This window comes from Nocardia sp. NPDC004860, from assembly GCF_040609015.1.
GTDB lineage: Bacteria > Actinomycetota > Actinomycetes > Mycobacteriales > Mycobacteriaceae > Nocardia.
Window position 1 is genome coordinate 171,310 of the sequence record NZ_JBEXJI010000004.1, and the last position, 20,689, is coordinate 191,998.

At 62.7% G+C, this 20,689-nt stretch carries 21 protein-coding genes and 1 tRNA gene; 12 read left to right on the forward strand and 10 right to left on the reverse strand.

Going from position 1 to position 20,689, the window contains the following annotated elements; all coding sequences use genetic code 11:
* Positions 1-5: 5 nt before the first annotated feature.
* The 3 genes from ABZV44_RS11110 to ABZV44_RS11120 all read right to left on the reverse strand — a co-directional run bounded on the left by ABZV44_RS11110 (position 6) and on the right by ABZV44_RS11120 (position 2,230).
* A complete protein-coding gene (locus ABZV44_RS11110) occupies positions 6-554 on the reverse strand; it encodes a YncE family protein (RefSeq protein ID WP_354834588.1) in 549 nt (182 codons plus the stop codon).
* The gene (locus tag ABZV44_RS11115) at positions 544-876 is read right to left on the reverse strand and encodes a hypothetical protein (protein ID WP_354834590.1); all 333 of its coding nucleotides are present in this window, start codon (positions 874-876) and stop codon (positions 544-546) included. The genes ABZV44_RS11110 and ABZV44_RS11115 overlap by 11 nt, the downstream gene beginning before the upstream one ends.
* Before the next feature lie 922 nt (positions 877-1,798).
* Entirely contained in the window at positions 1,799-2,230 is a 432-nt protein-coding gene (locus ABZV44_RS11120; protein ID WP_354834593.1) for a YbaB/EbfC family nucleoid-associated protein, read from the reverse strand.
* 146 nt (positions 2,231-2,376) lie between these two features.
* Between ABZV44_RS11120 and ABZV44_RS11125 the strand changes: the two genes are divergently transcribed.
* The 5 genes from ABZV44_RS11125 (at position 2,377) to ABZV44_RS11145 (ending at position 6,939) form a co-directional block, all read left to right on the forward strand.
* A complete protein-coding gene (locus tag ABZV44_RS11125) occupies positions 2,377-2,682 on the forward strand; it encodes a type VII secretion target (protein ID WP_354834596.1) in 306 nt (101 codons plus the stop codon).
* A complete protein-coding gene (locus ABZV44_RS11130) occupies positions 2,682-5,111 on the forward strand; it encodes a WXG100 family type VII secretion target (RefSeq protein ID WP_354834599.1) in 2,430 nt (809 codons plus the stop codon). Before ABZV44_RS11125 ends, ABZV44_RS11130 begins: the two co-directional genes overlap by 1 nt.
* The gene (locus ABZV44_RS11135; protein WP_354834602.1) at positions 5,108-5,542 is read left to right on the forward strand and encodes a hypothetical protein; all 435 of its coding nucleotides are present in this window, start codon (positions 5,108-5,110) and stop codon (positions 5,540-5,542) included. Before ABZV44_RS11130 ends, ABZV44_RS11135 begins: the two co-directional genes overlap by 4 nt.
* A 348-nt stretch (positions 5,543-5,890) precedes the next feature.
* Positions 5,891-6,151, forward strand: a complete 261-nt coding sequence (locus tag ABZV44_RS11140; protein ID WP_354834606.1) for a tyrosine-type recombinase/integrase — start codon at positions 5,891-5,893, stop codon at positions 6,149-6,151.
* 407 nt (positions 6,152-6,558) lie between these two features.
* Complete coding sequence (locus ABZV44_RS11145; protein WP_354834609.1) at positions 6,559-6,939, forward strand: hypothetical protein; 381 nt, start codon at positions 6,559-6,561, stop codon at positions 6,937-6,939.
* An 87-nt stretch (positions 6,940-7,026) separates the two neighbouring features.
* Here the strand turns inward: ABZV44_RS11145 and ABZV44_RS11150 are convergent, their stop codons facing one another.
* From ABZV44_RS11150 to ABZV44_RS11160, 3 genes are all read right to left on the reverse strand, one after another.
* Positions 7,027-7,560 carry a hypothetical protein gene (locus ABZV44_RS11150; protein ID WP_354834612.1) on the reverse strand — a complete coding sequence of 178 codons (534 nt, stop codon included), beginning with the start codon at positions 7,558-7,560 and terminating at the stop codon, positions 7,027-7,029.
* 593 nt (positions 7,561-8,153) lie between these two features.
* Positions 8,154-9,482, reverse strand: a complete 1,329-nt coding sequence (locus ABZV44_RS11155; RefSeq protein WP_354834615.1) for a hypothetical protein — start codon at positions 9,480-9,482, stop codon at positions 8,154-8,156.
* Positions 9,483-9,648: 166 nt separating this feature from the next.
* The gene (locus ABZV44_RS11160) at positions 9,649-9,963 is read right to left on the reverse strand and encodes a hypothetical protein (protein WP_354834617.1); all 315 of its coding nucleotides are present in this window, start codon (positions 9,961-9,963) and stop codon (positions 9,649-9,651) included.
* A gap of 432 nt (positions 9,964-10,395) precedes the next feature.
* Here ABZV44_RS11160 and ABZV44_RS11165 point away from each other — a divergent pair, with 432 nt between their 5' ends.
* Genes ABZV44_RS11165 through ABZV44_RS11175 form a run of 3 tightly spaced genes read left to right on the forward strand, consistent with a single transcriptional unit; the run spans position 10,396 to position 12,847 of the window.
* The gene (locus tag ABZV44_RS11165; RefSeq protein WP_354834620.1) at positions 10,396-10,827 is read left to right on the forward strand and encodes a hypothetical protein; all 432 of its coding nucleotides are present in this window, start codon (positions 10,396-10,398) and stop codon (positions 10,825-10,827) included.
* The gene (locus tag ABZV44_RS11170) at positions 10,814-11,653 is read left to right on the forward strand and encodes a hypothetical protein (RefSeq protein ID WP_354834623.1); all 840 of its coding nucleotides are present in this window, start codon (positions 10,814-10,816) and stop codon (positions 11,651-11,653) included. The genes ABZV44_RS11165 and ABZV44_RS11170 overlap by 14 nt, the downstream gene beginning before the upstream one ends.
* A gap of 6 nt (positions 11,654-11,659) precedes the next feature.
* Positions 11,660-12,847 (forward strand): hypothetical protein, encoded by a 1,188-nt coding sequence (locus ABZV44_RS11175; RefSeq protein WP_354834626.1) that lies wholly within the window; start codon positions 11,660-11,662, stop codon positions 12,845-12,847.
* Positions 12,848-13,141: 294 nt separating this feature from the next.
* Here ABZV44_RS11175 and ABZV44_RS11180 read toward each other — a convergent pair whose 3' ends face one another.
* From ABZV44_RS11180 to ABZV44_RS11195, 4 genes are all read right to left on the reverse strand, one after another.
* On the reverse strand, positions 13,142-13,768 hold the full coding sequence (locus tag ABZV44_RS11180; protein WP_354834629.1) for a hypothetical protein: 627 nt from the start codon (positions 13,766-13,768) through the stop codon (positions 13,142-13,144).
* 220 nt (positions 13,769-13,988) lie between these two features.
* Positions 13,989-14,300, reverse strand: a complete 312-nt coding sequence (locus ABZV44_RS11185) for a hypothetical protein (RefSeq protein ID WP_354834632.1) — start codon at positions 14,298-14,300, stop codon at positions 13,989-13,991.
* An 80-nt stretch (positions 14,301-14,380) separates the two neighbouring features.
* Positions 14,381-14,872, reverse strand: coding sequence for a phage integrase N-terminal SAM-like domain-containing protein (locus ABZV44_RS11190; RefSeq protein WP_354834635.1), 492 nt, complete (start codon positions 14,870-14,872; stop codon positions 14,381-14,383).
* 98 nt (positions 14,873-14,970) lie between these two features.
* Positions 14,971-15,044, reverse strand: a tRNA-Arg gene (locus ABZV44_RS11195).
* Positions 15,045-15,247: 203 nt separating this feature from the next.
* Between ABZV44_RS11195 and ABZV44_RS11200 the strand changes: the two genes are divergently transcribed.
* The 4 genes from ABZV44_RS11200 (at position 15,248) to ettA (ending at position 20,510) form a co-directional block, all read left to right on the forward strand.
* Entirely contained in the window at positions 15,248-17,287 is a 2,040-nt protein-coding gene (locus ABZV44_RS11200; protein WP_354834638.1) for a cytochrome c oxidase assembly protein, read from the forward strand.
* 11 nt (positions 17,288-17,298) lie between these two features.
* A complete protein-coding gene (locus ABZV44_RS11205; RefSeq protein ID WP_354835310.1) occupies positions 17,299-18,243 on the forward strand; it encodes a threonine/serine dehydratase in 945 nt (314 codons plus the stop codon).
* A gap of 130 nt (positions 18,244-18,373) precedes the next feature.
* Entirely contained in the window at positions 18,374-18,823 is a 450-nt protein-coding gene (locus ABZV44_RS11210) for a single-stranded DNA-binding protein (protein WP_354834641.1), read from the forward strand.
* Between the two features lie 10 nt (positions 18,824-18,833).
* Entirely contained in the window at positions 18,834-20,510 is a 1,677-nt protein-coding gene (gene ettA, locus ABZV44_RS11215; RefSeq protein ID WP_354834644.1) for an energy-dependent translational throttle protein EttA, read from the forward strand.
* The last annotated feature ends 179 nt before the right edge of the window (positions 20,511-20,689 follow it).

The following is a 20,689-nucleotide window of genomic DNA, read 5'->3' on the forward strand; positions in this document are numbered from 1 at the left end:
GGATTTCAATGGTGCTGGAGGATTCGCCGTACGTCACATAGACCTCGTGGGTTGTGGGGTCCGCCGCGATCCCCCAGGTACAGCGGCCGCCGTAGGGAGATGACTTCGCGGCGAGGCGGGAGGCGGTGACGGTGCGCGTCCTGGTGTCGATCATCGTGACGCTGCCGAAGGCCGAAGTCGTGAAATAGAGAGTGTACGGCGGGATCGATCGCCACCGCGTAGCCAGCTTCGCGTTGCAACGAGATGTTGCCCACCGCATGGGTTGCGGTGTCGACGGTCATTATCGAGCTCACGTTGAATTTGGTGATGTAGGTCGTCTGTGTCTCGGGGTCGACGACGATGCCGCGCGGCTCTGCGCTGAGCGGGATCGTGGCGCTCACCATAAAGGTGCCGGGGTCGATGACCGAAGCGCTGCCATTGCCAGCGACCCACACTTGGTGATTGCTGGGATCGACAGCCAGCGTTTCGGGCTCAGCATCGACCGGGATGGTGGCCACGACGGTCTTGCTGCGGATGTCGATCGCCAAGACCGTCCGGAAGTAGTTATTGGCCACGTAGACGGTGTGACGATCGGAATCGATTTGCAATGGCAGCGTAGTCGTGGGTGCCCTCTGTCGGGATGCGGGCAGTCACAGAATTGGTCATCGGATCTATAACCGACAGCATGCCAGCCGGCCCCTGGCCGATGAGGTACACCAGGTGCGTCGCCGGGTCCACGGTGATCGACTGGGGCTTCAGCACATGCATGTCGTCCACTGCGATGGTGGCCGTGACTGCCTGCGTACGGGTGTCGATGACCGAAACGGTGACGGGGTAGGGAGCCGTGGAGTCTTGGCTGACGACGTATGCCTTCCGCAGGCCGGGGTCGACAGCCACGCTGCGGGGTCCTTCACCAACCTGCACGGTTCCGCGGCTGCGATAGGGCCCGACACCGACATCGTCGTACATCCGGTTGGTCGCGGGGTCCGTCGTCGTTGGGATGGGGATCGGTGAGGAGGTCGTGGCCGACGTCGGCGACGTACAGCTGCTAACCGCGAGCGCAGCGGCCGCTGCAAGGCCGATCCCCCCAATAAGCCTTGTTGTGAAGCGCATTCGTTGGAACCTAGCATCCCTGACGCCCACTACACGCGCGGCTATTCACCCACAGGTGCTGCCCGCGGCTGGTCTGGGACATCGGCTCAACCTCACGCGAGAACCCATGGAGGGCTTGGGGGTTGAGCCGAACCAAGGGGATTTGGCGATGGTGTCGTCGCCGGTCATCTTGTACCGATGACCATCCGCTACCAATCCGGAGCCTCGATTGATCCGCGGTCGTAGTAGACATCGTCGAACTCTTCGTCCGGCTTGCGCTGTCGTTCGACGCGCTCGGCTTCCAAGCAACAATGGTCGCGATGCGGGGGTCGGCCAGGACTTCGCGTACGAGGCCCTCGATATCCTGCTGGGCCTGCTCCCGTGCCTGGTGGATCAGATCGGCGATCAACGAGCCGAGTGGTGCACCACTCGGGGCGACTGCTTCGTCGATGGCGACAGTACTGGACGACGCTACTGCTCGCTGTCAACTATTGTCGAAAAGTCTTGTCTGCCTGTCGATCTGATTGCCTCGTCGCTACCTTCTGCTCTCGAACGCGATTTCGGAAAACGGTGACGCGCAGTGAATTTCGTAGGAGTTCGTTGGGTCTCACGATGAGCTCGCCCCCGTGTTCACTCTTCGAGTCAGAATGACGGTCGCAGATCGGTTGGTCGGCTCACCATGCCTCGTAGAGCAGTCGGTGCGGTCTCTCGTCCACCGTCCCCGGTCTCAGTCGGCGGCGATACGGGACTTGCGGCGGAATTCGTAGTCGTAGGCTTCGTCGTCCCAAGTTACATCTCTCGCCGTCGATGGTGGCGCGGTGGCGGTTCGAGCGAGTGCATCGCGGGCAGCATCGGTGGCGGCTCGGACGTCCTCTCGTTCGGAGATGGTGTCGAGTTCGGTTCGGATGGCCTGCTGCGCGGTGATGTGGGCCTGTCCGATCAGCTCGACCAGGCTGGCCACGAGTCGATTGGTGTGGGCGTCGGCATCGGCGATGTGCCAGTCATGCACGGTGCCATCTGCGCTGACTGCCACCGTGACTCGACCATCGGCTGAGGTCGCGGTCGCGGTGCGGGTCTGGATCGCTGCCTGCAGGCGTTCGGTGTCGTCGGCGACCGCGTCCAGCAATGAGCGGTGACGCACAGGTCTGTGATCAGCCATGGTGTGAGGCCCCTACTCGCTGGTCCCGGCTGCCGACGTCGTCGCGCGGCCGGAGCGTCTGCATGGCGTTGTGAAGTACGCGCTACTAAGTTTGTAGCATCACGTGCACTGATCGGTCGGTGTCGGCAACACGAGGGGGCTCGGGTATGGGTGGGCGGCTGGATGTGAACCCGGAGCGTGTGCGCGCGTTGGCTTCCGGGTTCAAGGATGCATCGATCACGCTCGGGGGCATGACCGACCACGATTCGGCCGACCAGATCACCGCAGGTCTGGGTGACACAGCCGTCGGTGGTGCCTGCTCGACGGTGGCGTCGGCGGTCGGCGGGGCGTTCACCGCCATCTCCGGCCACTACGACGCGCTCCATACCCATGCCCACAACGGCGCCAACGCCTATGACGCGACCGAGGACCTCTCGGTCGACAAGTTCACCAACCTGAGGGACGCGATCTGATGGGTACGCCGACCGTCCCACAAGTGAAGGCGTGGGATCCGGACGTACTCAACACTCAGGCCGGGGAGTGGTTGCAGAAGGCCAAGACCCTCGGCGACACCCTGGATGCGGCGGCACGCTCGGTCGACGGCTCGCATCACTACTGGATCGGTGATGCCGGGGACTCGATGCGGGACCGGCACGACGAAATCCACGGCGACGCAAAGAAGGTCAAGACGGCGCTGGAAAACGGTGCTACCGCCGCGCGCAACGGGGCTACGGCGATCCAGGCCGCCAAAACGACGTTGCTGAGCAAGGTTTCCGACGCTGAAGGTGCGCATTTCACGGTCGGTGATACCGGCGAGGTGAAGGTGAGCACCGACATGCTCCTCATCCTCAAGCTCACCGGCCAAGACTCATCCTCCACTTCCACATTGCTGGCAAGTCTGGAGCACCGAGCCGAGGAGTACCAGAAGGCGATCCAAGCCGCGCTGACCGATTGCGGCACCGCCGACGACAACGCGATGACCGCGGTCAACAACGCCTTCGCGAATCTGACCACCACCCAGATCCAGCAGCCGACCACCGATCAGCTCGATCAGCTCACCGCCGATCAGGCCCGCCAGGATCTCCAGGCCGTCAAGGACGGCACCGCCGACGACGCGGCCCTGGCGCGAATCCGCATGGCCACCACACTGTCCGACTACGACAAGCAGGAACTGAACGACGGCAACAGCGTCGGCCTCGCCCAATACCCCTATCTCCAGGCATTCACTCAGGGCATGAACGACATGTCCAGCGATGACATCAGCCAGCTGGGCAGCAAGCTCAAAGGCAACGAGCCCGATCAGGTGCGATCGGCGATCGCCAACGATTTCCGCATCGTGTCCGACCCCCAGGTGCACAGTCTCGACGGCAAGAGCACCGGCGGAATGTCGCAGCTACCCAAGAACGTTCAGAAGATCCTCACCGAGAACCCCTCCGTGCTCACCGGTACCGCGACCAGTCCTGTGCCCTATCCCGTTCCCGATCAACCGAACTATGACGCGTTGCATGACGCCGACAGCATGCGGGCGCTCGGCCAGCTGATGAGTAAGGGCGACTTGTCGATTCAGGGCAGCGACATCAACCGCGCCATGATCAAACAAGGTGCCGAGATCGCCGCCTTGAACCCGAGCGCAGATCTGATCAAGAGTCAGACCGGCTCCCTCGCGAATACCTTCCTTCAGGACGCCTCGGGCGACCACACCGCCGTCCACGACGCGCTCGTCAACCCCCACGGCGTCATGGACGTCACCTGCACCCCCGGCGGTCACTATGACCCCAACAGCCACGTGCTGGACATCCTGCAACATCAATGGTCCCCGGACCAGCACGGTGCGGAAAACATGTTCAAGTACATCGGTGACGACGCCGGCGCAGCCAACCAATTCCAACAGCAGCGAGCAGGGGAATCAGCCCAATCGCTGGCCACGATCATTGCCCACAACGAAGCCACACTGTCCCACGACGTACCCGGCTACGGAGGCCACGTCTCCTTCGGTGAACTCAACCGTGGCCTGAGTCAAGTCGTGGCGAAATCCCTCGAGCCCTACATCCCCAATCTTGCCGGGGTCACTGACAAAGAGCTGTTGGTCAACCACTACTGCGGCAATCTCGACACCGCTAGTGGCACCGACAACAGCGTCACTGTTGACGGTACTCAGCTGAACCACACCCCCGGCGACCTGTCGAACCTGTTCAAAGTGATCGACTCCAATCCGCAGGCTGCCACCGAATTCAACACTGCCGCCGCCCATCTGGCCGGGCAACTGGACTTCGCCTACGGCGCGGGACATCACGACGCGGCCTACGAGCAGGGGCAACTCACCGGGGCTATGAAGAACGGCCTCGCCGATGAACTGTCGACCTTGATCAAAATTGATCACCAGAACACCGTCGATCACGATACTTCGGCGTACAACCAGAAAGCCGAGATCGCCGACATAGTCACCGGAATCGTGAACGGTGCAGGTATCGAAGGCCCGGCGGGCGGCGTCGTCTCGACCGCCGCGTGGATCCTCGACCCCATCATCAAAGCCCAGATACCTTCTCCGGACACCTACGGCATCGACCACACCACAACTCACTGGGACAAAGATCTCGGACCGACCTCCCACATCGACGCCAACAACACCTTCCTGCAGGACGCCAACATCATCAACGGCTACAACTCGGTCCACCACGACACCTTCGACCAATTCAATAACCACCAATACAACGGCCGCACTTACCAGTTCTTCGACTCTCAGGGCCGACCGAACATGGGTGTCATCGAGCATAATCGAGATGCTTTCGACGACGCGAAAAAGAGCATAATAGGACAGAACTTCTTCAACGACTATCGCGATAATCAACGTGCCGGGCTGACGAACCCAGCCATAACTCCCCAGAAGGATGGACCGAAATGAGACGGATCGCCGTCGAGACGATATCGATACTCGCGGTCGCGCTCGGAGCGGTTTTCTCGGCAGCCGCCTGCTCGACCGGGGAATCAACCCAGCAGGCAGGAAGCGCGATGACATCACTCTCCACCGCGACGTCTACCTCGGCCTATCCCCAATCGTTTGTGGACGATGTACATATAATCACCGACTACGCTAAGACCGATCCAGAGATATTTGAGAAGTTCAACACCTATCACAACAAATTTACCGGGGAGGCACGCGAATTTTTCGACTCGAACGGGCAGCCCAATATGGATACCATCATCCATAATAGGGAAACCTTCTTCGAAGCAAGGTATGTCCTCATTCCAAATGATTTCTATCAGCAAGAATTGCAACGCGTACAGGACAGCCCAGTCAAGCAGTCGCCTACCACGGTGAAACCGACATCGTGAAAATGTGCACATCGTAGGTAGGCGCAAAATCCGAGTGGCGTTTCTGTAGAAGGTTTGACCGAATCGAGACGTGCCGCCGTCAAGATTACGTCGATACTCGTGATCGTGCTCGGAGCGGCTTTTTCGACTGCCGCCTGCTCGACCGGGGAATGCTGTGACGGTGTGAAGCGGGCCGTGGTCGCGGCGGATGGTGCAGGAGGCCGACCCAAAGAACCGCAAGGGCCGAATTGCGCTGCGGAGTTCGCGGTCGTCATGCTCACCCAGCGCCAGCAGCTACTCGAGGAACGTAAGCGGACACGCCGACCAGCGGAGGCCCCCCGAATATGACCTGGTGTGCCCCTCCACACGGTGAACGATGCGGGACCCGACAACGTCCAGGACAAATGGCAGCGGGTGCGCGCGGCGCTCGGCATTCCCGACGACGTCACCGCGCACAGCTTCCGCGGCGCAGTCGCGACGATCCTCGACGACGCGGGATCGTCCGCCCGCGTCGCCGCCGACGTCCTCGGACACGCCGACCCGTCGATGACCCAGCGCCGCTACATGGCCCGCGGGCGAGTGCATCCGGCCGCGGCCGCCGCGCTGCACAGCGCGGTCAGCGACGAATGAGTTAGTGGGGAGTTTGTGGGGGATCGGTCCCGGTTTGCGGGTTCCCCGGTGCGGGTATTGGTGTAACTGCCAGCGTTGTCGCTGGTCAGTCACCCCGTGTGCGCCCCCGGCAGGAATCGAACCTGCGACCTAGGGATTAGAAGTTCCTACCCTCGAAACAGTGTCCTGACCTGCATAGATGCGGCTCATGGGGGAATGAAACCGCAGAATCCCTAGGTGAATCGATCAATCTTGGTTGATCTTGAAAATCAGGCGTTAGCCGGGTTGCCTCACCCCGTGCCATGCGGGTGAGATTACGCCGATTCGGCCACCGACACATCGGGTGAGCGTCACCCTCGGCAGGTGCCTCCCGCAACTGAGTAGTTCTGCGGTGGTCTGGCCGCGATCTGGTCGGAATCATTCGGCGCATGACGAACGACCTGGACGCGCTCGGCCTCTACGCACCCTCCGCCCGACGGACGCTCCCGCGAGTGGTGGACGTTCTTGTAGGGTCTGTGCTGTATGCCGTTGCGGTATGCCTCGGGCTGACCTTGGGTTACGCCGTAATGTATGGGCTCCTGGCCGATCCATGCCCGCACAACGACAATTGCGACCAGACCTACATCGGCTGGGGCATCGGAGTGTGCTGGGGCGGAACGATTCTCGCGCTGACGACGAGTCTGGCGATGCTCGTTCGCGCTGCGACCACGAGCAGATGGGCGTGGTACTGGCCGATAGTGGCGATGGTCGTCATCTATGCCAGTTCCATCGGCGGCCTCGCCCTCGCCGGCCTGTTGTCCAATCGCTGAGGGCCCACACATCTCGATCGAAGGGGAGGCTGCCCGGTAAGAAACGGATCCACTCACTGAAATCGGGGCAACCTCAGGACGGCGAGCTCACCGCTCCCACTCAATCATGGGACGCTCCCTTTCTTCGCGGTAAAGCGCGGACGGCTTCAACGGTTCGTGCTCCCTTTCTCGTTCGGTGAGATCGGCCCGTTCCATGGCCCATGAAGAACGTTTGTCCACGTAATCGGTCAGGCACCGCAATGCGTACGCTCGATCTGCGCCAACCTCAAGTTGACCGATCCGCGCCCTAAGGTCGTCCAGACCCGCACGGGCACGCCGGATCTCATCCGCGGTCTGACCACTTCTGGACTGGTCCAAGATCGATAGGAGCGCTCGGTCGATCGCCGACTGTTCCTCCGACAGCCAGTGAATCTCACGACTGAGCGCATCCCGGCTCCGCCAGTCCACGTACCCATACAGCTCCCGAACGGCCCACTGTTCCGGAACATTCGAGTCCAGAGTGCGCACCTGATCGCTCAGACGGATGACTTCCCGGCGGACCTGCTCTGCCTCTGCAACGGCTTCCAAGGCCATCAATATCGTGAGGTGGTCCCGCAACCGTCGTTCCAGATCCTCAAGCATTGCGCTACCTTCCCTCCGACTGTTCGGGAACCCGATCGGGCAACGTGATCCCCTGTGCAGCAAGCTCTTTGTCTGCGTGCCAGCCATCGACCGTCCACTCGACGGCGAGGTCGTAATCGTCTGCCCACCGATCACCTATGTCCCTGATGACAAGTTCTACGAGCTCACGCACGTCTTCGGTCGACTCCTGGATGCCGGCCCCAGACTCCCTCAACCCCCATGTTGCCGACCAGAATTCATCATCAGAACTACGTGGTTCGGCATGCCTGTATAACTCCACATCCACGGTCGCCGGGCTTCGACCCGATGGCGGCGACGGACGGGACGTCGGAGGGACACTCGGACCAGGGCGAGTGATGCCCTTCGCTTCAGTGCGTTCACGGGCGCGGCGTTGCTGGCGAGATTCGCTCATATACTGATGGTGCTACCAAACCTGTTGCCGAACAACCACTTCCGGCACACCGACCAGTTGGCATACGCCCGCATGATGGTCTATTGCTACCCGATGCTACCGACTGTCATCAACTTTTGAAGATCAGGCCGCAAGTCCGGTCGGCACCTCGCCCCAAGCATGTATTGCGGGGCCCAGACCGTTAGAGAATGCTGCTGAGGACAGCTCCCCAAGACTCGAGTGCCTGATTCAATTGTGTGCCGACTGTCGCCGCGGCCGCGAGTGCCGCCAAGGCGGAGCGGATCATCCCCGGCTTCCGACTCTCCGGCGACGCTTCCGCTGCCTGTGCCAAGTATTCGACGTTGTCGAGCAGTCCGCTGCGCTCCTCCTCGCCGAGGTCGTCGGCGAGGATCGCTTCCTTGACCGCGTCGAGGGCGTCTCCGAGGTCTTGGTTGCCTTGGTTCACAACGTTCGATATCGAGTAGGAGATGCTTTCCACCCTCGACCCGACGGGACTGTTGTTGAGCGTGCTGTTGTGGAAGTTGAACGCGTAGGTCGGGTCTTTCCGGCCCTGCCCGGACGTTTCTGCATAGTCACTCATTCGTTCCTGCACTTTTCTTAAGTAGTTGAGGCAGAGGACCGTATAGGCTTTGACGACGTCCGTATCGCACACAACCTGCCGGTCGGCGTGATGGACTGTCGCTGTCAACTTTTCGAAGCCGTGCGCGACGTCCTCGGGCGCGAGCCTTTTCAGGCATTTGATGATTTCCCCGAACCAGGGCTGGAGCGGCTTGTCGTGCTCGCTGCCGCAATGGATCGCGACGTAGTAATCGGTTGCGAGGTCGATGTTTTCGGCGAGATCAGCCTCGATGAGCCGGGCGAGGAATCCTTTCTTGATCCGACCGTGGCGTGGAGGCTCGATGAACGCTGGGACGTAGAGGAAGGTCGGCGGCTGTATCGCCTTCCGGAATTTCTCCGATACCTCGTTCAGCATCACCCACACTGTGCAGAAGACGCAGCGGCCCCCCGGCGTCAGAAGGACCTCTCCGGTCACCTTCTGCTCAGCTGTCCAGAAATCTGAGTAGGATTGCGCGTTGAAGATCGCCTGCTCTGCCTCCCTAATTCTCTGGGTCGCGTTCGGCAAGACGTGGTTTGCCGCCAATTGCAGTGAGCGTGTGAGCCTGTAGGCGTTTCCGATCCACTCGAACGCATTCGTCAGCGAATGGAAGTTTCCCTGGATCCGCCCGTGAGTGTGTGAGGTGTACTGAAGCCAATCAGGGTCTACCCGTGCCCCCAGAGAAGCGTGCTTCTCTGGGGTGATGCCGAGCGGCGCGAGGGGACGGGCCACGTGGACCGCTTGTGCGGATAGGGAACCCAGGACTTGGAAAGCTTCGATCCGCTGGGCCAGCGCGATGTCATAGTTCTGGATCGTCTCGCGAGCGGCCCGGAAGTCCATTCCGGCATCAATCTCAGCGAGCAAATCGTAGTCGGCGAGCTCCTCGCCGCCCTCCGCATCCGAACCCCCGGTCACCGCATCATGATCCGCCGAGTTGGACTGCGAGGCAAGCATTTCCAAGGAACATGCCAGGCAACGCAGCCATCCTCGCGGGTTTGCGCTCAGATCGGGGGCTCAGGTCAGGAAAGGTTCACCGTACAGGCCGCAGAGGATCGGACCCGTTTCGTACTGGAGCGTGCGGCTAACCAAGAACCTGGATCGCAAGCTGTTGGTAGCGTCGTCGCTTGTCTCCGACCACGTTACGCAGCCTTGAGGAAGTCTGGTAGTAGTCGAGATTTGTCTGACCGGCATCTGATATGAGGAGCCACCATTCGTCCAACGTGGACGAGTACGCGTCGACGGCCTGATGCAGGTCGGACAGCGGGTCAAGTAGTTCGACCGGTCCGGCCAACTCGGGACCGCCACGTCCTTCGGCGTACTTCGTCCATAGATCGATGTACTCGGTACGCCTGCTGCTCAACACTTCTCGTGATTGATTGCTCATGACCGCATCCACGAACATCCTCCCGGCCCTCCATCAGCCGGTCCAATCGCAGCAGGTACTCGCGGTGCTCTGCGTACTGCCGATCCAGCAGATGGTGGTCTCGAGTCGCGAGGGCCAGGAGCCGCTGGCTTCGCGTCGTGAGCCAGTTGACCGCGAACGTCCCGGCCCCGCCGATCATGGCGCCCGCCAGCGTGAACAAGCCGGTCGTCGCCTCGGAGGCCATAAACTTCAGGGGATCGAACACCAGCAGCAGTACGTTCGATTCTGGCAGGCTGGCACTTGTCTGATCCGTTGCGACACAAGGCATGCAAACCATCCAGCCGGTATTCCGGAGGGTCCTAGGAGCCTCCCCAGGCACGTGGCCCATGGCCGGAACTACGGCTATTGTCAGGGCAACTACAACGCGGCCGGTTGTGCCGATCGGCCGCACAGGGGAGGTCTTGCGTGGATCCGCTCGTGCTCGCAGCTGGAACGGCTCTCGTCACGGCAATGGCGACGGATGGATGGACACAGGCCCGGGATGCAGCCGTGGATCTATGGCGACGAGTCCATCCGAGGCGTGTTCCGGCAATTCAGGAAGAACTCGAAGAAGTGCGCGGTGAACTCCTGCTTGCCCGCGAGGCGGGCGACCACAACACCGAACGCGAATTGGTTTCCGACTGGCAACGACGGCTGCATCGATTGCTAAACGACGACCCCGGCCTGAACGCTGAAATTCGCCGAGTCCTCGACGACCATCTCCTGCCACTGTTGCCTACTGCCGAGCAGGCAACAGTGCAGGAGATCGTTCAGCATGCCACGGCCTCGAACAATGCCATGGTATTCCAGGCGGGACGCGACATGCACAATACCGGTCGCGGCATTGGCGACCGATGATCACCAGGATGATCGGACCGCACACGCGCCGAAGGCGCCACTGAACCAAAAGGCGGCGGCGTCGGAGAACGGGCGCACGTTTCAAGCGGGACGCGATCTACACAATATCTCGATCAATCTCGGCAATATCATCTGGCTCCTGATATTTCCGGTCATCGCCGCTGTTGGATTGTTAGCCTATTCGGTGGTCTGGCCGATGTTGCGGCAGTCAGTGTCGGCGGAGCCTTTAACGGTCAGCATTGCCTACGCCAAGGGTGGTGTTAGCAATGGCAACCCGGGGTGCGGGAATCTCTGGATGTTCGACAGACCGTTAAGCCTGATCAGACCTCCGGTCTCCGGGATTCTAAATGAGACATGGGCACAGGAAGCGGGCGGTGTCGATATGTTCACCACTTGGTTCAAGATTTCGTTGCAGGGTGCCTCAGTAGATGCCGTGAACATTCACGGAATGCGGATCATCGACGTCGATCGTACTCCGGCAACTGCGAAACAGTTTGTGGCGGATCAAGCGTGTGGCGGCACTACGGATGTGAGAAATTTCCAGATCAATCTCGATCCCACGCCGCCGCAGATAATCTACAACAACGGCATGACATTCGCTTTCACGGTAAGCAACTCGGATATTGAAGAATTCGATGTGAAGGCTGTGTTGAACTCTAAGAATGCCTGCGATTGCATTTCTCGGTGGCGCTTGGCCCTCGACTGGTCCCACATGGGCAAGTCCTACACTACCGTGATCGACAACAACGGTGTCCCCTTCCAGACCGCAGCCGTGCACAGTTTTTCGGCGACGGCACGGCTAGACGGTAAGGAATGGGTGAGATAGGCCACCATGTCGGCAAGAGACCATTCGCGGCGAAAATTCATCGTCGGCGGTATCGGCCTTGGTGCATTCACGGCCGCCGCAGGGTACATCGGCCTGGACAAGTCGACGGAGCCTCGTTCTAAAAATACCCCAGGATTGTGGAAATCGATGGGCGGTTCCACCGACGCGATTTCACTATATGCAGTGCTATTTACGGATATGAAGCCCGCCAGGCAAACAAAGGTAGCGTTCAGCGAGGATTCCAAGACCCTACTCGTCGCACGAAATGGATATTTCGACGGCGACGGATTGGATCTACAGGTCTGGAACCTTCGGGAGCAAACCAGTACGATGTCGACCAACTTGAACTGGCAGGGAGTTACCAAATATGCCGTAAGCTCGGATGCGTCCACGGTCACCGGCTACAGCGGTTTATGCCCACGGATCTGGCTGCGCTCTTCAGGTGAAGAACGAGAGGTCCGCAGCGCGTGCGGACGCTACCCCAATGAAATCGCGCTGAATCACGACGGAAAGCTGATGGCGGCCACGAGATATTTCGTTCCGCAGAACAGCGCGCGGCGCGATTTTCTCGACATTTGGTCGAGTCCACACGACACGCAGCCGCGTTCTCTGGCCGTGACGGCCCCATTTTCGCCCGGGGTCATGAAATTTGATCGAAGCGGCAGGCTACTTGCTGTAGCGAGTATGATCGGTGAATTCGACAGGGCGGGCAGCTACCCGATCATCACTCTCATCGACGCCACCACGGGATCAGTGATCACGACCCTGGATATATGTCAGGAGGAAGCAGGTAAGCAGGCCAAACCCATCGACGACATGGATATCAGCGAGAACGGATCGATGCTGGCGGTAAGCGTCAGTGATCCGCTGAAGAATCCGACGGGTGACTCGGCGTACGGCGGAGTGGAACTGTGGGACCTGCGGACACGAACCAGACTAAAAAGCTTCACTTCGAACGGCGGAGCGGTGGCGATGAGTCGCGATGGAGACATGCTCGCCATGGGAGCCTTCGAAAGATTTGGTGTGGATATCTGGAGCACATCCCGAATGCAACCGATCGCATCTCTGAATGTGTCGCGAGCCCCGGGGGCTGGAAGGGGTCTCAATGGTTCGGTCGTTTTCAGTCCGGATTGCACGATGCTTGCGGTTCCGGTGATGCAATCAGTGCAACTGTGGACTGTGGGCGGGTTCTGAAACGGGCGCTCTAAGCCTCCGGTACCAGTAGACAGATCGATGCGCTGGCGTCGAGGTCCAGCCGCCGGCACTGCGGGAGTAGCGGTTAATCCGCAGCACCACGGCCGCGCAGTGCCCGCAGCGCGACCGCACAGAGACCGCTGACATAAAACGAGGACGTATGCCAGCGGTTCGACCATTCCGCAAGCGCCGCAGCGACATCCGCCGCCATAGGATCGGGGTCGCACGCATTTCCGAACGAGACAATTCACGCGACGCAATCCCGTGTGCGACGAGATCAACCAGTCCAACGGTTCACTCCACGAATCTCTTTTCGCGGACTCCGCAGTAGATCGGCCCTGCGTCGTAGGCACTACGTGGTACTCGGATCTTGCGCCCACAGCCACATCCCGCAGATACCCCGTTGTTGTTTGACTTCCGGCCATCGCGTCCGTTCGGCTCGCGTCGACGATAGGCGACCAGAGCGAAGGCAAGTTCTTCGAGTTCGTCTCGGTAGAGGTTGCCGGTCTGCTCCGGCACACTGGTGACTGACCAACCGATCTTGTCGTGGCGTTGCAGGGCGAGCCCGAGTTCTTCTCCGAGGGCGCGGAAACGCTCGTTGTGCCATCGGCCTTGGCGGCTGGTGTCTTTGATCCCGCGTGTCGCCGCGATGCCGTGAGCGGCCTCGTGAAGCAGCGTGCCGAGCACTCCTACAGCTCCTCGCTGGAGTCCTTCTCCGCCGATGAACAGTTCGTGGAGTTCGTATACACCGCGTACCCATCGGTTCGGCGCGAAGTGCCCCAACGTGAGGTCACTCCCGATCGATCCGGAACCCACGGTCAATACCACCTCGGGCACGTCGGGGTGGTGGGATCGGATGGCGGCCCAGGCGCGTTCTACGGCGGAGACGAGGAGGCCGGTGATGGTGTCGGAGTCGGTCATGATCTCCGGTCCTTCCGAGAGCCTTGACACGTACGTGTCAACCAGCGGCCCAATGGTTTTGACACGTACGCGTCAATGGGAATGGGAACCCTCGGAGAGCGTGGAATCCCTGGGCGCGCGCCGCGCTCTGCGAGGGGCAGGCCCCGCGGCCTGCCCTCACCGCCTGCCCTGGGCAGCGCAGTACCTCCCAATTCCAGGGGACGCGCCGACCGAATTTCCCCTACTCGACCGGACGGTGGTCACCGTGCCGCACGCGGAAATTCGGTCGAGCGGGCGCGCGGACCCTGGAATCGAGCGTCTCCTGACAGGACTCCGCAATTGCGCTGAGCCGCGGATCGTCGAAGGTCAGGTACCAGTAGTAGGACTCGTCGTCGGCAGCAGCCTGATTGCGGCCCCAGTGGTTCTCCATGAAGTCGACGTCCTGGAACGCTTCCCAGTCGTTCTGGCGAATGGACTCGTGGCTCGCTGGTGATGCCGGAGCTGCGGCGGGGAAGGCAGTTGGGCCGGCCAGCGTCGTCCGACTGTTCGACATCAGGTCTGATCTGCACATCTTTACCCTACTTTGCCCCCTGTGCGTCATGTGCGTAGTTCGTTCGCGCTGTCGGTAATCGCCTATGCCGAGTGTTCTGGTGTGGCAAGGAGGCGGATGATCGCGGTGTCGCGGCGGCCTTCGAAATCGGTTCCCTCGCAGGCGGCCAACAACTTTCGGAGATCCTCGAGGGGCGGTACCGGGATGGGTTTCTCGGGGACGTAGGGCGGGGTCATCTTGTCGAAGGGGTTGTCTTCGAGGATTTCCTCGGCCTGGAGGTACTTGCAGAACTGTTGGAGGCTGCGGTACTGCCGGTTCGCGTACTCGGGGGTGAGTGGCTTGCCGGTGCGGCGGTTGGGCCGGTTGAGGGTGTCGATGATGTAGGCGCCGATGTTCTCGCGGGTCAGCGCGTCGACGTCGGGCTCGATCGGGGGTGACTGGGCTTCGAGGAATGCGACGAAGTAGCGCACGTCGCGGCTGTAGCAGTCGATGGTGCCGGCGGATTTGTTGGCGCGTCGAAGCTCGGTGACGAAGTCCTCCAGGAGCTCGACGATGGCGTCGAGATCTTGCCCCATCGCACCAGGCTACTCGCGAGAGTTCCTTGGTGTTTGAGCGTTGTTCGGACTGGATATTGGTGAACCTGCCAGCGTTTTCGCTGGTCAGGTACCAAAAGCGCCCCCGGCAGGAATCGAACCTGCGACCTAGGGATTAGAAGGCCCTTGCTCTATCCAACTGAGCTACGGAGGCAGTGCGGGCATCGGCGGTGATGCGGGCTCCAAACACCTTGACCGAAATCGATCTCGGTGTCCAGCGCGTTAAGTATAGCGAGCGTCCAGATCAGCAAAGCTGGGTCGCGTAGCAACTGTTCGGCGCGTCGGGGCGGTTGTGCAGACCGGAGGACCGGAAACCCCAGGGGAGTCTGGACGGGCGCTCCGAACTACGCTGGGCCCATGTCGTCAGTGCAGGACCCGCCCGCAGGATCGGATGTTTCGCCGAATCGGTCGGGTTCGGGGGTGACGTTCGCGGCGATCACGGCACTGGGTGGCGCGGCGACCGCGCTGGTGGCGGCGCTGGTCGTGGCGTTGTCGGCGGCGCAGGCGCTGACCCTGCTGGGTATTCCGGATCCGGGACCGCTGACCACCTACGGGCTGCCGGCGGTGCGGGCGGTCGCGGATTTCTCGGCCGCGCTGACCGTCGGGTCGCTGCTGTTCGCCGCGTTCTTCGTGCCGCCGCAGGCCAGTGGGCTGCTCGACGTGGGCGGGTATCGGGCGCTGCGGCGCGCCGGGAACGCGGCGCTGGCATGGGCGGTCGCGGCGGCGTTGCTGGTGCCGTTGACCCTGTCGGACACCACCGGGCAACCGCTGCAGGATTCGCTGCGCCCGGAGGAGGTGTGGCGCGCCGCGGACAAGGTCGATGTGGCCGGGTCGTGGCGATTCACCGTGTTCATGGTGGTGGTGCTGGCCATCGGCTGCCGAGTGGCGCTGCGCTGGGGCTGGACGCCGGTGCTGCTGTGGCTGTCGGTGCTGTCGCTGTTGCCGGTCGCCCTGACCGGGCACTCCTCGTCGGGCGGCGCGCACGATCTGGCCACCAACAGCCTGATCCTGCACCTGGTTTCGGCCTGCTTCTGGGTGGGCGGCCTGTTCGCGGTGCTGGCCTACGCACTGCGGGACGGCAAATACACCGCGCTCGCCGTGCGCCGGTTCTCGAAAGTGGCGACCGTCTCATTCGTGGTCATCGCGATCAGCGGTGTGATCAACGCCTATGTCCGGGTGCCGCTGTCGGATCTGTTCAGCACCACCTACGGCAAGCTGGTGCTGGCCAAGGCCGCCGCGCTGATCCTGCTCGGCGTCGTGGGGTTCCTGCAGCGGCAGCGCGCCATCCCGGATCTGGAGAAGGATCCGCAGGATCGCGGCGCGCTCATTCGTTTCGCGGGCGTCGAGGCGCTGATCTTCGCGGGCACCGTCGGCCTGGCCGTGGGCCTGGGCCGCACCCCGCCGCCGGACCTGCGCACGGTGCCCACGCCGACCGAGGTGGAGATCGGCTACAACCTGGCCGGTCCGCCGAATATCGAGCGGCTGCTGTTCGACTGGCGTTTCGACCTCGTCTTCGGGACCCTCGCGCTCGTATTGGCCGTGGTCTACGTGCTGGGCGTGCTGCGGCTGCGCAAGCGTGGCGACTCCTGGCCGGTCGGCCGGACCATTGCCTGGCTCGCGGGTTGCGCCACCCTGCTGATCGCCACCAGTTCCGGTGTCGGCCGTTACGCCCCGGCCATGTTCAGCGTGCACATGGCCCAGCACATGATGCTGTCCATGCTGGCCCCGATCCTGTTCGCGCTGGGCGGCCCGGTGCTGCTGGCGCTACGGGCGATTCAACCGGCCGGTCGGGACGCACCGCCCGGACCGCGCGAGTGGATCCTGGCGGCCGTGCACAATCCGGTGTCGCGCTTCATGACGCAGCCCGTGGTGGCCTCGGTGTTCTTCGTGGCCGGTTTCTACGCGCTGTACCTGGGCGGCATCTTCGACAAGTTCGTCGGCACGCACGGCGCGCACCTGGTGATGAACGCGCACTTCCTGCTCAGCGGATACCTCTTCTACTGGGTGGTGATCGGCATCGATCCGAAGCCGCGCCCGGTGGAGCCGCTCACCAAGCTGGGCATGGTGTTCGGTTCGCTGCCGTTCCACGCCTTCTTCGGCATCGCGCTGATGAGCATGGATACCGTGATGGGCGGCTGGTTCTATCGTGGTCTGGGCCTGTCCTGGAACCATGATCTGCTCGCCGATCAGCACACCGGCGGTAGCCTCGCGTGGGCCAGCGGTGAAATACCGCTGGTGGTGGTGATGCTGGCGCTGCTCATCCAGTGGTCACGCAGCGACAAACGTCTGGCGAACCGGCTCGATCGCAAGGCCGAACGCGACGACGACGCGGACCTGACGGCGTACAACGCCATGTTCGCCGAGCTCGCCCGGCGTGACGGAGAGGTGCGCAAGTGAACGACGTCGCCATGGCGACCCGGAAAGTCAAGCGGCTCTACCGATCCGATGTGCGGCAGGCCCGCCGCCTGCTGCGCGGTCACACCCGCAAGACCCCCGTCTTCCATACCGACATCCTGGGCCCGCGCGGCCCGGTCCCGGTGACCCTCAAGCTGGAACACCTCCAGCACGGCGGCACCTTCAAGGTGCGCGGCTGTCTCAACGCGCTGTTGCAGGCGCGCGGTGACCAGACGCACGTGGTGCTGGCCTCGGCCGGCAATGCCGGGATCGCGGCGGCGCTGGCCAGCGCGTTGCGCGGAATGTCGTGCACCGTGGTGGTTCCCGAGTCGGCCTCGCACACCAAGGTGGCGGCCATGTGGTCGCATGGCGCCGAAGTACTGTGGCACGGAACGACTTACGCCGAGGCGCACCGGTACGCCCGCCAGCTCGCGGCCGAGCGAGGGGCCATGCAGTTGCACGCCTACGATCTGCCCGAGATCGTGGCGGGGGCGGGTGTGGTCGGGCTCGAGATCGAGGAGCAGGTGCGGGGCAGGCCGCCCGTGTTGGTCGCGGTGGGTGGCGGCGGTCTGGTGGCCGGTGTCGCGGCGGCGCTGGGGCTGCGCGGCCGGGTGATCGGGGTGGAGCCGCAGGGCGCGCCGACCTTGCACTCGGCGCTGGCGGCCGGGCACCCGGTGGATGTCGAGGTCTCCAGCGTGGCCTCGGATTCCCTGGGCGCGAACCGGATCGGCGACATCGCCATGGAGGTGGCGCAGCGCTACGCGGTGCGGTCCATCCTGGTCAGCGACGATGCCATCGTGATGGCGCGCGAGTATCTGTGGCGCGAGTTCCGCATCGTGGTGGAGCCGGCCGGTGCGACGGCGGTGGCGGCGATCCAGAGCGGTGCGTACGTGCCGGCGCCCGGGGAGCGGCCGGTAATCGTGTTGTGCGGGGCCAATACCGACCTGGCGACGCTGTAGCGCGCTGCGAACCTATCCACACCCCGCGAGTTGTCCACACTCGCCGATTCGGGCCTGTCGCTGCCCGCGTCCGCGCGGGAACCTTGAGGTCGACGGCAGGCACAGGCTCGAATCGACAAGGGGGAGTGCAATGTACGAGGCGAACACCGCGGTGATCGGCCGGATCGTCACCCATCCGGTGCGGCGCGCGCTGCAGAACGGTGAACAGCTGTTGAGTTTCCGGTTGGCCAGCACTGCTCGCCGCTACGATCAGGGCGCGGGGGACTGGGTGGACGGTGGCACCCTGTACCTCACCGTAAACTGTTGGCGACGGGGGATCATCGAAGGAGTCGAGGCGTCACTGCAGCGAGGTGATCCGATCATCGCGTACGGGCAGCTGCGCTCGAACGAGTACACCACCCGAGATGGCGCGGAGCGCACCGACCTCGAGATGCGGGCCCTGGCGTTGGGCCCCGACCTGGGTCGTTGCACCGCCCCGGTGGTGCGCAAAACCTTCGGTCGAACCGACCGGACCGAACCCGTGGAACGGCTGTCCGTGGATGCGGACACTGCCGGAGAACCCGCTACTACACACAGTTAGGCTTGCCGATATGGCTGAGTTCATTTACCAGATGGTGAAGGTGCGAAAGGCGCATGGCGACAAGGTCGTGCTCGACAATGTGACCTTGAACTTCCTTCCCGGCGCCAAGATCGGTGTCGTCGGCCCGAACGGCGCGGGTAAGTCCAGTGTGCTGAAGATCATGGCGGGACTGGACCAGCCGAACAACGGTGATGCCTGGCTCGCGCCGGGAGCGACGGTGGGCATCCTGCAGCAGGAGCCGCCGCTGAACGAAGAGAAGACCGTGCGCGGCAACGTCGAGGAGGGCCTCGGCGAGATCAAGGTGAAGCTGGACCGCTTCAACGAGATCGCCGAGCTCATGGCGACCGACTACTCCGATGAGCTGATGGAGGAGATGGGCAAGCTCCAGGAGGAGCTCGACCACGCGGACGCGTGGGATGTCGACTCCCAGCTCGAGCAGGCCATGGACGCGCTGCGCTGCCCGCCGCCGGACGAGCCGGTCACCAACCTCTCCGGTGGTGAGCGCCGTCGCGTCGCGCTGTGCAAGCTGCTGCTGAGCAAGCCCGACCTGCTGCTGCTCGACGAGCCCACCAACCACCTCGACGCCGAGTCGGTGCTGTGGCTGGAGCAGTTCCTCGCCTCCTACCCGGGCGCAGTGCTGGCCGTCACCCACGACCGGTACTTCCTCGACAATGTGGCGCAGTGGATCCTCGAGCTGGACCGCGGCCGCACCTTCCCCTACGAGGGCAACTACTCCACCTACCTGGAGAAGAAGGCCGAGCGCCTCGAGGTGCAGGGCAAGAAGGACCAGAAGCTGCAGAAGCGCCTGAAGGAGGAGCTGGCCTGGGTCCGCTCCGGCGCCAAGGCGCGGCAGGCCAAGAACAAGGCGCGTCTGGGCCGCTACGAGGAAATGGCCGCCGAGGCCGAGAAGATGCGCAAGTTGGACTTCGAGGAGATCCAGATCCCGGCCGGTCCGCGCCTGGGCAATGTGGTCGTCGAGGTCGACCACCTGGACAAGGGTTTCGGCGACCGGCAGCTGATCAAGGATCTGTCCTTCACCCTCCCGCGCAACGGCATTGTCGGCGTCATCGGCCCGAACGGTGTCGGTAAGTCGACGCTGTTCAAGACCATCGTCGGTCTGGAGCAGCCGGACAGCGGCGAGGTGCGGGTCGGCGAGACGGTCAAGCTGAGCTACGTCGACCAGGGCCGCTCCGGCATCGACCCGAACAAGACGGTGTGGCAGGTGGTCTCCGACGGGCTGGACTTCATCCAGGTCGGCAATCAGGAAATGCCTTCCCGCGCTTACGTTTCGGCGTTCGGCTTCAAGGGACCGGATCAGCAGAAGCCGGCCGGTGTGCTCTCCGGTGGTGAGCGCAACCGCCTGAACCTGGCACTGACCCTCAAGCAGGGCGGCAACCTGATCCTGCTCGACGAGCCCACCAACGATCTCGATGTCGAGACCCTGAGCTCGCTCGAGAACGCGCTGGAGAACTTCGCCGGCTGCTCGGTGGTCATCTCCCACGACCGCTGGTTCCTCGACCGCACCTGTACCCACATCCTGGCGTGGGAGGGCACCGAGGACAACCCGGCCTCCTGGTTCTGGTTCGAGGGCAACTTCGAGGCCTACGAGGCCAACAAGATCGAGCGCCTGGGTCCGGAAGCGGCGCGCCCGCACCGCGTCACTCACCGCAAGCTGACCCGCGGATAACGGGTCACCCCAACCGAATTCATCGCCGCCCTCACCCGCCGAACCGGGTGGGGTAGGGGGATCGTGTCCGTCATCGGTCCGCTACCGAGCGCTGGATTCCGTACGGTCCATCGAAGAATGGTCGATTGATCACCGTTTCGTCGGGCCGAAGACGTTTGCTGGACGGTTCGCGGCCCGCT